This is a genomic window from Microtetraspora sp. NBRC 13810, assembly GCF_030268685.1.
Classification (GTDB): Bacteria; Actinomycetota; Actinomycetes; order Streptosporangiales; family Streptosporangiaceae; genus BSRQ01.
The window spans coordinates 291,425-305,220 of record NZ_BSRQ01000004.1; the positions used below are offsets into that span (position 1 = coordinate 291,425).

Below are 13,796 nucleotides of genomic sequence, written 5' to 3' on the forward strand. Positions count from 1 at the left end.
CCGGGTGTCCTCTTGTGGCCACGGAGGCGGAGCAGCGGCTTAGAAGAGTGTCACCTGACGGACAGGGGGCCGGAATCTCCCGCTACGCCAGCATGGACCGGCTGAGATCGGGACCAACCTGGAGGATCGTGTGGGCGCGAACGGTTCCTTACCGAGCTACGAGCGGCTTTTCGGTGATCTGGACTTCCGCCCCGGCGACGATTCCCGGTCGGTGTACTCCCCGGCCGCCTACCTGGCCGACCTGCTCCAGCTCGTGGAGGACAACTTCACCGGCGGCACCCTCCTGGAACGGCGGCCGGGACTGCGCGAGATCACCCTCGACGCCGAGAACACGTTCACGGAGACGCCCTATCTGGACATCGTCAACGAGATCCTCGAGGGCCTGCTGGCGGACCCGTACACCATGCTGCGGGAGCTCAGGTTCCCCTTCGACATGCCGTTCTCCCTCCAGCACGTGACGCTGAGGAAGTACTTCGAGCACCTCGGCGTCACGGGCGAGGAGTTCTACCGGCTCTTCGCCTCTCCGGAGCGGCCGGATGTCGTGGCGCGCGAGTTCCTGGGCCTGTCGCCCGAGGACGTCGCCATGGTGACCACGGTGCGCACCGGCGAGGCCGACGTGCTGGCCTGTTACGGGACGACGGCGACGCTCGCCGGGCTGCACGACGTGGAGGGCTTCCGGCGGGCCACCATGCTGACCGGGGCGCAGGTGCGGGAGCTGCTGTTCCAGCACCTGCCGGTGACGCCGCGCGAGGAGGCGGGGCAGCCGGGGCGGGCGGAGGCTTCCGCGTTCTTCGTCCACCAGGGCGGCGTCTGCGTGACGGTGGACGACGAGGAGACGGCGCTCGTGTGGGGTGACGGCTCGGCGCCCGTCCCCGCCGAGTGGTTCGAGCGGGTCAACCGGTTCGTCCGGCTGGCCCGGCTGACCGGGTTGGCGCTGACCGAGCTGGATCTCGTCCTGCGGACCTGCTGCGGCAACCGGATCGACCATGCCGCGCTCCGCACCGTCGCGGTCGTCGTCTACCTGCGGGACGTCTACGACCTGCCGATCGACGTGGTGTGCGCCCTGGCCGCCCCGATGGACACCGTCGGCATCCGGAGCGAGACGCCGCAGGATCTCTTCTCCCGCACCTTCAACGCCCCCGCGGTCACCGGCGCCGCGCCGAGCGTGATCATCAGCCCGTCGCCGGGCGCAGGTCCCGCGGTGCTCGCCTGCTCGGGCGACATCCTGGCGGCGCGCAACGCGGAGTACCGGGCCAGGGTGGCCAGGTCCCTGGCGATGCCCGAGAGCGACATCACCGAGACGGTCACCAGGTTCCGGCTGCGGTATTCCGCGACCCCGCTGGAGAACAGCCCGTTCGACCGGGGCGGGATGGGGCTGGCCGCCCTGTCGCTGCTGCACCGGGTCGCCCGGCTCTGCGCGGCCCTCGGCGTGTCCGCCGCCGAGCTGTTCGACGTGCTGGAAGCGGTGGAGAGCGACGCCTCGATCCGCGGTCACACGACTTTCCGCATCCTGATCGACACGGACGGCCCGGCGGAGGACTGCTACCGGATGCTCGAAGGCTCCGACGCGGCGTCCGCGTTGTGGCTCGCCCAGACCCTGTACGCCGTCGTGCGCTGGACGCAGGCCGCGGGGTTCACCGGCAGGGAGCTGGTGCGGATCCTCGGCGGGCCGTCCACGCGGGCGGCCGAGGAGCCGGGTGGTGAGGAGGAGCGGCTCCACCTCGACGTGCTCGGCGCGCTGTGCCGGGAGTTCGAGCAGGCGGCGCTGCATCCGGGCCTGTTCGTCTCCTCCCGGTTCGGCGAGCGGGCGTCGCAGGTGGTGCACGACGTGCTGACGGCGTACGAGGACGGCGTGGTGTCCCCCGTCGACGGGCGGCTGCTCCGCTTCGACCCGGCGAAGGCCGACGCCCCGGCCCACGACGCGCTCACCGACCTCGGGGTGCTCGCCAGGGAGGACTTCACGGCGCAGGGGCTCGGCGACCGGCTGACCGAGAAGATCTTCACCGCGCTCGTCATGGCGGGCTACCTGCGGGCGGACGGCACACTCGCCGAGGACCGGCTGCCCGCCTCCACCGGGGAGCTGAGCCTGTCGACCGGCTTCGAGGAGCACCGGGAGGCGCTCTTCGCGTCGATCCGCGGGCTCGCCGGCGCCGGGGAGCGGGGCGCGGACGCGGAGCCCGCCGAACCGGCGTCCTTCTACCCGTCCGACCTCGCCGGCCTGGCCGGCCTCGGCGGGCTGTCCGCGGCCGAGCGGGCCGAGCTGTACGACAACCTCGTCTTCCACCGGTACATCGACGAGGCGGGCGAGGTCCTGCGGCCGGAGTTCTTCGCCGACCCGGCGAACGCCGGCAGGTTCGAGGTGGGCGCGGACCTCGCCGACGTGGCACCGGCCGTGCTGGCGCTGCTGCGCGAGCGGGTCGAGCGCTTCGCGGCCGAGCGGCTGGCACTGGACCCGGAGATCTTCGCCGGGCTGAGACTGGGCGAGGCGGAGACGGCCGTCCTGCTGGACAGCCTGCGCTTCAACGGCCACCTCGACCAGGACTCCTGTTACCTCGACAAGGGTGCGCTCCTCGGGCTCGGCCCGGACGACCTGGGCATCGCCGCGCGGTTCCATCCCCACCGCCGGGCCGTGCTCGACGCCATGCGGACGCAGATCGAGGAGTTCCGGGCCGGGCTGACCACGTTCGTCGCGGAGGACTTCACCTGGATCGCGGACGACGCCGCCGCGCAGCGGGTCGTGGACGCCCTGGAAGGCGACTACACCGATGCGGGGCGGGTGCGCGAGGACGTCCGGGCCGTATTCGAGGACCCGGAGGGACACCTCGGCCTCGGGGAGGCGTTCACCGCGGCGGAAGAGGCGACGATCCGGAGCCGGGTCGCGGCGATCCTCACGGAGGAGCGGCCCTACCGGCTGGACCCGGCGGCGCTCACGGAGCTGGGCTTCGACGACGAGGAGCGGCCCCGGCTCCTCGCGCGGCTCGCCGCCGCCGGGCATCTGGGCGGCGGGCTGTCGGTGCCGCCGGACCGTCTCGGTTACTTCGCCAACCCCGGCAACGCGCTGGACTTCACCCTGTCCGGGCTGGAGGACTACGCCAGGGACGTGTTCTTCCTGCTGCACGACGTGGCGGGCGAGCTCTCCGCCGGGATCGCGGAGATCACCGGGACCCTCGAAGCGCAGGCCGAGCGGCAGCGGACGGCGCTGTTCACCGTGTTGCAGGACGCGTTCGGCGTGCCCGCGGCGACCTTGGAGGCGGTCTGCGTCGCGGTGACCGGCGGCGCCGCGGACGCGGTCGAGGTGCTCGTCGCGCCCGCGCTCGCCGCCTGGGACGACACCCCCGCCGACCAGATGGAGATCGCGGCCGTGCCCGCCGACCCGCGCCACCGCCTCGCCTACCGCAGGATCCGCAGGTTCGCCCTGCTCGCCGGGAAGCTCGGCCTGTCCGCGGTGGAGGCCGGCGTCGCCTTCCACGACCAGGACCTGGTGGGCAAGTTCCCCGAGCCGCTGGTGCTGCCGCCCGGCCTCGACCGGTTCGACGCCCTGCTGGAGAGCTTCGACGGCCGCGTCTACCTGTTCGAGGGCGACCGGTACTGGACCTACACGGCGGGCTCCTACACGCTCGTGGACGACCGGCCCGCGCCGCTCACCGACCTCCCCCCAGCGCCTCCCGGGTCCCCCAGGTCCCCCGGGTCTCCCGCACTCGCCGGGCTGACCGGGATCGACGCCGCGTTCACCGATCCGTCCGGTGAGGAGTGGATCGTCGGCCACGGCGCCGACGGCGTATCGCGGGCGTTCGCCAGGCGGCCGGGCGGCCGGCGCTGGGCGCCGAGGGAGCGCGTGTGGGGCAAGGTGCGGAACAACTTCGCGGCCCCGGCGCGGATCGACAGCGCGTTCGTCGACGAGGACGGCAGGACGTACCTCTTCTGCGGCGACCAGTACGTGCGGTACTCGGGCGACGGCTACGCCACGGTGGACGAGGGTTACCCGCGCGGGATCGGCGAATGGTGGGAGGCCGAAGGGCACACGGCGCCGCTGCCCGAGGCGTTCAGGGAGTCGATCGACGCCTGTTTCCAGGACAGCAGGGACAGGTGGGGCGGGGGCGGCAGGATCCACCTGTTCGCCGGGGACCGCTGGCTGGCCGCCGGTGAGGACGCCACCGACCTGCCGATCGCCGGCACGTGGGGCAGGGTCCGCAACACGCTCGCGGAGACCGGGCGGCTGGACGCCGCGTACACCGACGGGGCCGCCCTCTACCTGCTGTCCGGCGACCAGGTGCTGCGCTACACCGACAGCGTGGAGAACGACGGCGTCTGCGTGGGCGACGGTTATCCGCGGCGGGTCGGGACGCACCTGCGCGGCCTGCCCGCCGAGTTCGAAGGGGCGCTGGAGGCGGCCTTCACCGACCGGGCCGGCCGGCTGCACCTGTTCAGGAACGGCAGGACCATGGCGCTGACGCCGGACGGCGAGCCCGTCCCGCTGACGCCGGGCGAGCCCGTCGTGGCGCCGACGGCGCAGCGCTGGGGGCTGCTCGGCGACGTGCTCGCCGGCGGCGCCGTGGACTCGGCCTTCGTCGGGCTGGACGGGCGCACCTACCTGTTCAGCGGCACCCGGTACCTGCGGTACTCCGGCCCGGACTACTCCGCGGCGGACTCCGGCTACCCGCGGGCCGTGGCGGGCGACTGGGGCGGGCTGCGCCGGGTGACCGCGTCGTTCGTGCTGGACCGCGCGACCTACCTGTTCGGCGCCGCGGGCCTGCTGTTCGCCGTGGCCGCCGAGCACGAGGCGGAACTGGACACAGGGCGCCTCTCCCCCGCGCTGCGCCGCCGGTTCCAGGAGCACGGCATCACCTTCGCCGAGGACGCGTCCGCCGAGGGGCGGGCCCCCGAGTGGCGCCTGACCGCCGACGGCGGCATCGGGCTCGTGATCAGGCGCGCGGCGGACCGGCTCGACGTGCACGCCGCGGAGACAGGCCAGGCCGCCTTCTATGTCAAATACTCCACCAGGGACTACACCACCCCGGATGCCGGCTACCCCAGGCCGCTCGCCGACAACTGGTGGAACCTTCCCGCGTCCCTGGTCCGCGACCCGGCGTTCACGACGGTGGACGCCGTGTTCACCGGCAGGGACGACCGCACCTACCTGTTCTCCGGCGACCGGTTCGTGGTGTTCGACGCCCGGCGCCGCTGGTGGTCCGAGCCGCGGGCGCTGCGCGAGCACTGGGACGGCATCCCGTTCGAGCGGGTCGACGCGGCCTTCGTCGGCAGGGACGGCAGGACCTACGTCTTCTCCGGCGACCGGTACGCCCGCTACTCCACCGGCGACTACACCCGGGTGGACGACCGCTACCCGGCGCCCGTCGCGCCCTTCTGGGGCAACGTCGTCAACAACCTCGCCCGTACCGGCAGGGTGGACGCGGCCCTGGTCATGGACGTGAAGGAGACCGTCGAGAAGGTCGAGACGGTACGGCACTACACGTACCTGTTCTCCGGCGACCAGTACGTGCGTTACGAGGGCGACGACTACTCCAGGGTGCAGGACGGGTATCCGCGGGCCGTGGCGGCCCTGTCGGCGGAACCCGGGCTCGGCGCGCTGCCGGTCACCTTGGACGGCGTGGACGCCGCCTTCGCCGACCGGGGCACGGCCTACCTGGTCAGGGGGTCGAAGGTGTACGCCGTCTCCGCCTCCGCGCACCGGGTCTACGACGGTCCGGAGGCGGCCGGGGTCGGCTGCGCGTTCCTGGAGGACGGGGCGCTCATGGTGGAGGGGTCGCAGGGGTGGCGCCGCCGCAGCGGCGTGGAGGGGGTGGCGAGCGCCGAGACCGAGGTCCGGCCGCGCACCCTCCGCGCGGTCCCGGAGGAGTTCCGCACCGGCCTGTCCGCGGTGCTGCACGGAGCGGACGGGAACACCTACCTGTTCAAGGGCTCGTCGTGCTTCAACGTGCGGCTGAACCGGGAGTATCCGCTGGCCGAGGAGTGGGGGCGGCCCCGGGACAACGTCTACCACCGCAACGCCGTGGACGCGGCCTTCGTCGGCGAGGACGGCCGGACCTACCTGTTCAGCGGTGACCAGTTCATCGTGGACGGCGGCGCGCGGCACGCCGCCGATCCCGCCGAGGGCGAGCCGCGTCCCGTCGCCGCGCACTGGGGCGGCCTGACCGGCGTGACCCTGGCGTACGTGCGGGAGGGCCGGACCCACCTGTTCGAGCCGGCCGGTCCGGACGGGACGATGCGGTACGTGGTGTACTCCGGGGAGGACTACCTGACCCCGGACCCGGGGTATCCGCGGACCACCGACTCCACGTTCTGGGACATCCCGGACGGCTACCGCGCGGAGGGGTTCACCGCGCCGGACGCGGTGCTGTTCGAGGGCGACACGATGCTGCTGCTCCGCGGCGAGGAGGTGCTGCAACGCGACGAGCGGACCGGCGCCTGGTCCTATCCGCGGCCGATCGAGCGGGTCTGGCGCGGCTTCGGCGCCGGCCTCGAACCGGGCGACCGGCTGAGGACCGCGTTCACCGGGTCCGACGGGACGACGTACTTCTTCTTCCGCGACAGTTTCGCCGCGTACTCCGGCCGGACGTTCTCGCCGCTGACGCCGATCCGGGACCGGTGGGGCGGTTCGTCGGGTTCGTTCGCCGCCGGCACGGGTACCGTGGACGCCGCCTTCGTCCACCGGGGGCACACGACGTACCTCTTCTCCGGCGACCGGTACGTGCGCTACACCGGCCCCGAGTACCGGTACGCCGATCCCGGCTACCCCCGGCCGATCCTCGGCAACCTGCGCGCCGAGGAGCCGTTCGCCCACCTGCCGGAGTCGTTCGAGGACGTGGTGCTCGCCGCCGGGCCGGGTCCGGTGGTGCGCGCCGTGGTGGCGGGCCGCCGCAACGTCCACCTGTTCACCGGGGACACCTGCCACGTCGTGTCGCAGGACCTCGCGGCCACCTACGACCTGGACCTGCTCGGCCGGGTCAGGAACGTCATCGCCGAGCGCGGGAAGGTGGACGCGGCGCTGGTCACGGATTCGGGGACGCTGCTGTTCTCCGGGGACCAGTACGTCCGTTACTCGGGGACCGACCGGGAGTTCGCGGACGAGGGCTACCCGCTCACCATCGAGGGTTCGCTGGCCGCCGAGCTGGGTCTCGCGGCGCTGCCGCCGCAGTTCCACGACGGGATCGACGCGGCCTTCCGCGGCACCGACGGCCGGACCTACCTGTTCCGGGACGGGCACTGCCTGGGCGCGGACGCGACGACGTCGACCGTCTCCCCGGTGACCGAGCTGTGGGGCAGGGTGCGCAACACGTTCACCGAGGGCACGCCGGGAGTGGACGCCGTCTTCGTCGCGCCGGGCGGGGACCTGTACGCCTTCCGCGGCGAACAGTACGTCCGGTACCGGCCCGGAGAGGTGGAACACGTCGAAGAGGGGTATCCGCGGACCGTCAGGGACGACTGGGGCGACCTGCCCGCCTCCTTCGAAGGCGGGATCGACGGCGCCTTCGTCTTCCAGGGCAGGACGTACCTGTGCAAGGAGGACCGGTACGTCCGCTACTCGGGCGACGGGTACGACGCCGTGGACCGCATGTACCCGCAGCGTTTCCGGCAGCGCTGGTCCGACGACGGCGACTACCGGCTGAACGACGTCCACGCGATCGCCCGGTTCGCCGAGCTGGCCCGCTCCCGACCGGCCGGGGACGACGGGCTCGCCGCCTTCCTGGCCGCCGGGCCGGCGGTCGAGGACCCCTACCGGCACCTGGCGGGGCTCTTCGGGTGGGACGCCGAGGAGGTCAGGTGGGTCAAGCGCCACGGCGGCTTCCTGCCGGACACGGCGGGGACCGAGGACCGTTTCGAGGTCGAGTCCGTGCTGCGGCTGGCCGAGCTGTTCGAGGCGGCCGGTCGGCTGGGGGCGGGGCCGTCCGCGCTGTTCACCGGCGTCTGGTCGCGGATCCACGGCGCGGATCCGGCCCCGGCGGACGGGATCGACGAGGCGGTGGCGGTACTCGCCGAGCTCCTCGCCCGCCGGCACGGCCCGCAGGAGTGGCCGGTCGTGTCGGCGCGGCTGCGCGACGAGCTGAACCTGGCGCGGCGCGACGCGCTGGTGTCGGCCGTGCTCGCCCTCGGGGCCACGGGCGCGCCCGGCGGCGGGCCGCACACGTCGCGGAACCTGTTCGAGCACCTGCTCATCGACGTGGACATGGGCGCCAGGGGCAGGACGTCACGCGTCCGGGAGGCGATCGCGGCCACCCAGCTCTACCTGCACCGGTACTTCCTGGACCTGGAACCGGTCGCCGTGCCGGACGGCGTGGCGGAGTCCGACGTCCGGCGGCGGCTGAAGACGTGGTGGGGGTGGATGCGCAACTACCGGATCTGGGAGGCCAACCGCAAGGTCTTCCTCTACCCGGAGAACTACGTCCGGCCGGAGCTGCGGGACACCAAGACGCCCGCGTTCGCGGACCTGGAGAACGACCTGCTCCAGGGCGAGATCACCGCCGAAGCCGTGCAGCGGGCGTACAAGCGGTATCTCGACGAGTACACCGAGGTCTCCCGGCTCGCCATCGCCGGCGGCTACGTCTACGAGGGCTCCGCGGACGGCACCCGCGACCTCGTCCTGTTCGGCCGCACCCGGACCAGGCCGCGCCGGTTCTACTACCGGCGGGCGCAGTTCCGGGACGGGGCCCGGCTGTCCACCTCGTGGGGGCCGTGGCTGAAGGTGGACGTGCAGATCGACGCGGAGAAGGTCTATCCGATCTACGCCTTCGACCGGGTGTTCGTCTTCTGGGTCGCGGTCGAGCCGGTCACGCCGGAGCGGACGTCCAGCACGACCGTCGTGGCCCGGCAGGAGGGCGACACGCAGGAGGTCTCCACCCCGGCGGCGCAGCACCAGGTCAGGATCTACTACTCGTTCTACAACCTGAACCAGGAGTGGGTGACCGCTCAGGTGCTCGGCACGGGCGAGCCGCGGGTGGAGCCGATCCCCGAGGTCACGCTGTCCGTGCGGTCCGGGCCGCTGCCCGGCCAGCCGTCCGGCGTGGAGCACGAGTCGATCATCGTCTCCTTCACGCTGCCGCCGCCGGAAGGCTCGGAGACGCCGGTCGAGACGGCGTTCGCCCTCACCCCGGAGATGTACGCCGTCCCGGTCACCGGCGCGACGGCGCCGGCCGCCCGTCCCGGGCAGGTCTCGGAGATCCTCGCCGACGTGGAGGCGGAGGCGGTCGAGGAGTTCGACGTCGTCCGGTTCAACCAGCCGGTGACCTCGGCCGACCGGCACTGGCTGAGCATCGACCACAAGGGCGGCAGCTTCCTGTGCCGCCCGGTGACCCCGGCTCCGGAGGAGGGGGTCCGGCCGCTGCCGCTGAAGGCCAACAAGGACCGGCTCCCGTCGTGGGACCGGATCGACGCCGCGTTCGAGCTGCCCGACGGGACGCGGTACTTCTTCAACAACGAGACCCGGCTGTTTGTCGCCATAAAGCCGGACAAGTCGAAGTCGGGGCCCGCAAAGCCGATCGCCGGGAACTGGGGCGAGGCGGGCAACAACCTGCTCTCGACCGGCGTCGTGGACGCCGTCCTGCGCCGGGACGGGCACACGTACGTCTTCTCCGGCGGCCAGTACCTGCGTTACTCGGGCACCCCCTTCGGCCCGGTCGACGCCGGCTACCCGAAGGACCTGGCGGGCAACACCGAGAACCTGCCCCAGTGGTCCAGGGTCGACGCCGCCCTCACCGGCCCCGGCGGCGTGGAGTACTTCTTCTCCCGCGAGCGCAAGGGGTTCGTCCAGTCCGGGGCGCTCGGCACCCTACGGCCGGTCGCCGAGCACTGGCGGCTGTCCGCCAGGCCCGTCAGGGAGAGGTCCGGCGAACCCGACGAGCCGGCCTTCGGCAGGGACGGCATCGACGCGACCCTGGTCCGCGGCGAGCACACCTACCTGTTCTCCGGCGACCAGTACGTCAGGTACACCGGCGGGGAGTACGGCAGGCTCGACGCCGGATACCCCCGGCAGCTCTCCCGGAACGAGGAGGGCCTGCCCCGCTGGGAGCGGATGGGCTCCGCCCTCTTCCACGGCGAAGCCGCCTACTTCTTCGACAACACGGCGAAGACCTGCCTGCGGGTCGCCCGCGACGGCACGACGGAGACGACGCCGAACGCCGACCTCGGCACCCGCTGGTGGACGGTGGACGCGGCCTACGTGGACGGCGGGCGGCTGTACCTGACCAGGGACCGGGAGTACGTCCGCTACACGCTCGCCGCCGACGGGTCCGTGCCCGCCACCGTGGACCGCGGCTACCCGCGCCCGCTGCGCCGCCCCGTCGACGCGGTCTTCGCCCGCGACGGCCGCAGGTTCGTCTTCAGCGGCGACCGGTACGGCGTGCTCCAGCCGGGCCGCGAACTCGACACCGTGACCACGTCCACCCGGATCGAGGGGAACTGGGGGGATCTGCCCTCCGGCTTCCCCGGCCCGCTGACCGGCCTGCTGGACGGTTCGTCCGACCTGTACCTGTTCCTCGGCGGGGAGTACGTCGCCTATCCGAAGACGGCGGCCGTGCCGCGGCCGTACGAGGTGGCGACGCTGCCGCACGAGATCGTCCGGCTGACCACGAGCACGGCGTACAAGCTCAACCAGCGGCTGCTGGCCGGCGGGGTGGCCGCGCTGCTGGCCCCCGAGACGCAGGAGACCGACGAGCTGCCCGCGTTCAGCGTCGAGGTGTCCGATCCGACCACCGTGCTGCTCCAGGCGGGCAAGGTCGCCGCCGACCGGCTGCCGGCCGGCTCCCACCTGGACTTCCAGAGCGCCAACAGCGTCTACTACTGGGAGATCTTCTTCCATGGCCCGCTGCTCATCGCGCAGGCGCTCAACAACGCCCAGCGGTTCGAGGACGCGCGGACGTGGTACGAGTACGTCTTCGATCCGACCGAGCCGGGCGCCTACTGGCGGTTCCTGCCGTTCCTGGCGATCGACGTGCGCGCCCTCGCCGACAGTTGCGCGCACGACCTGGAGGTGCTGCGGGCGGAGGGCGCCGGCGTCTCCGCCCTCTCCGCGCTGCTCGAACCGGTGCTCGCCCGGCTGACCGAGCTGGCCCCCGCCTTCCAGGAACGCGACCTGTCCGCCGAGGACCTCGACTACCTTCGGCAGCTCGCCGCGCCCGGCCGGGCCAGGGCCCTCGCCGACGCCGTGCGCGCCGTCGGCGGGGTCACCGGCGGGGAGGCCCAGGCCGCGCTGGACGGCCTGCGCGAGCGGACCGCCATGCTCTCCGGGCTGACCGGCCAGTACAACCTTCTCGGCGACCCGGGCCGGCTGCTCGCGGCCTACCGGGAGGACCCGTTCGACCCGCACGCCATCGCCCAGCTTCGCCCGGTCGCCTACCGCCGGGCGGTGGTGATGGCCTACATCGACAACCTGCTCGACTGGGGCGACCTGCTGTTCCGGCAGTACACGGCGGAGAGCGTGGACGAGGCGCGGATGCTGTACATCTTCGCCCACGACCTCCTCGGCGAGCGGCCCGACCATCTGGGCCCCCGGCCGCTGCCGCCCGCCCGCCGCTACGCCGCCCTGGAGCCCGCGCCGACCGGCGAGGACCCGGCGGAGCTGAACGGCGCGCGCGAGCTGACCGCGGGCGGGAAGCTGCTGGCGGGCCCCGGCGCCGTGCACCGCAGCATCGCCCATCCGTACTTCCACGTCCCGGAGAACAGCGCGTTCGCCGAGTACTGGGACCGGGTGGAGGACCGGCTGCGCAAGATCCGGCAGTCGCTGGACATCATGGGCGTCGGCCGGCCGGTGCCGCTGTTCGACCCGCCGGTCGACCCGATGGCGCTGGTCCGCGGCGTGGCGTCCGGGGCCGCGCCGGAGACGCTCGCCGCCGGCCGGGCGGTCCCGGTGCCGCACCACCGCTTCGGCTTCGTGTTCAGGAAGGCGCAGGACCTCGCCGACCGGCTGCGCGGCTTCGGCGGCGACCTCCTCGGCGTGCTGGAACGCCGCGACGCCGAGCAGCTCACCCTGCTCCAGGCCACCCAGGAGCAGGTGATCCTCGGCCTGACCCGCGGGATCAGGGAGGCGCAGGTACGGCTGGCCGCCGAGAACCTCGCCGAGGCCGAGGCCGGGCGGAGCGAGCTGGCCGAGCGGGTGCGGTACTACGAGGACCTGATCGCGAACGGCCTGACCCCCCTCCAGGAGGCGCAGGTCGCCATGATGTCGCTGGCCTCGGCCGCGCACCTGGTCGCCAGCGGCCTGAAGATCGGTTCGGCCGTGGCGCACGGCGCGCCGCAGGTGCTCATCGGCCCGTTCATCATGGGCACGATGCACGGCGGGGAGAACATCGGCGAATCGCTCGGCAAGGCGTCGGAGGTCTCGGAGTCGCTCGGCGAGGGGCTCAGCGTCCTGGGCGAACTCCTCGGGGTGCGCGCCGAGCACGAGAGCGAGCTGGCGGACTGGCGGTTCCAGCTCACCACCGCCAAGAGCGACCTCGTGCAGGCCGGCCACCAGGTGGCCATGGCCGAACAGCAGGCCGCCATGGCCCGGCGCGAGCTGGAGGTGCACGACCAGGAGATCGCGCACAACGAGTCGGTCACCGCGTTCCTGAAGGACAAGTTCAGCGGCGCCGAGCTCTACCAGTGGATGTCCGGGCAGCTGTCGTCGATGTACTTCCAGACGTACGGCATGGCGCACGACATGGCGAAGGCGGCCGAGCGGGCCTACCGGTTCGAGCGGGGGGCGCCCGAGGGTGAGGAGTTCATCCGGTCGGTGTACTGGGACAGCAGGCGCAACGGCCTGCTCGCCGGCGAGTCCCTCGTCCTGGACCTCGAACGGCTGGGCAAGGCGTACACCGACTCCGACACCCGCAAACTGGAGATCACCAAGCGGGTGTCCCTGCTCGCCCTGGACCCGGTCGCGCTGCTGCGGCTGAAGAGCACGGGGACGTGCGAGTTCGCGCTGACCGAGGCGCTGTACGACTACGACTTCCCCGGGCACTACCGGCGCCAGATCCGCACGGTGTCCGTCGCCTTCCACAACGAGGACGGGCCGCATCCCGGCCTGCACGCGACGCTGACCCAGATCGGCCACAAGACCGTGCTGGCCGCCGATCCCAAGGCGGTCAGGCACCTGCTCGACCCGAAGGGCATGCCGCCGGAGACGCTGCGCGCCGACTGGCGGCCCAGCCAGCAGATCGCGCTGTCCCAGGTGGGGGACGCGGAGAACAACGGCCTGTTCGAGCTGCGTTTCGACGACGACCGCTACCTGCCGTTCGAGGGCACGGGGGCGGTGTCCACGTGGCGGCTGGACCTCACCGGCCAGCGGTCGGCCGACCGGCCCGAGGACCTGCGGGACGTCGTGATCATCGTGCGGTACACGGCCGAGCAGGGCGGGGAGCCGTTCGCCAACGCGGTGAAGGGGATGCTCAAGCCGTACACCACGGCCCGGTTCTTCGACGTCGCCAGGGACTTCCCGCGGGAGTGGGCGGCGTTCCTGGGCGGCGAGGAGCCGGTCCTCACGCTCAGGTTCACGCCCGACATGTTCCCGGGCATGCACAGCCGCCAGATCGCCGGCGTCTTCCCCCGGTACGACCTCGCCGGGCGGAGCGGGACGCGTTTCGTGCTGAACGGCGATCCGCGTACCCCGTTGAACGACGGCGCGTACCTGCCGACACCCGGGCTCGGCGTCGCGCCCGGCGAGGGCGTGGGCTGGACCTTCGTCCTGGAGGGCGACCGGGAGGCGCTGCGCGGCTTCGGTCTGGCGATGACCTACAAGGCGGGCGTCCGGTGACGGCGCGCCCGGAGAGGAGAGGCCGCACCGTGCCGAACGAGAGACACGCCTG

1 protein-coding gene is annotated in these 13,796 nt (G+C 72.7%); it reads left to right on the top strand.

The features are described 5' to 3' along the window. Nucleotides 1–130 precede the first annotated feature (130 nt). The gene (locus QSK26_RS11045) at nt 131–13,744 is read left to right on the top strand and encodes a hemopexin repeat-containing protein (RefSeq protein WP_285774951.1); all 13,614 of its coding nucleotides are present in this window, start codon (nt 131–133) and stop codon (nt 13,742–13,744) included. The last annotated feature ends 52 nt before the right edge of the window (nt 13,745–13,796 follow it).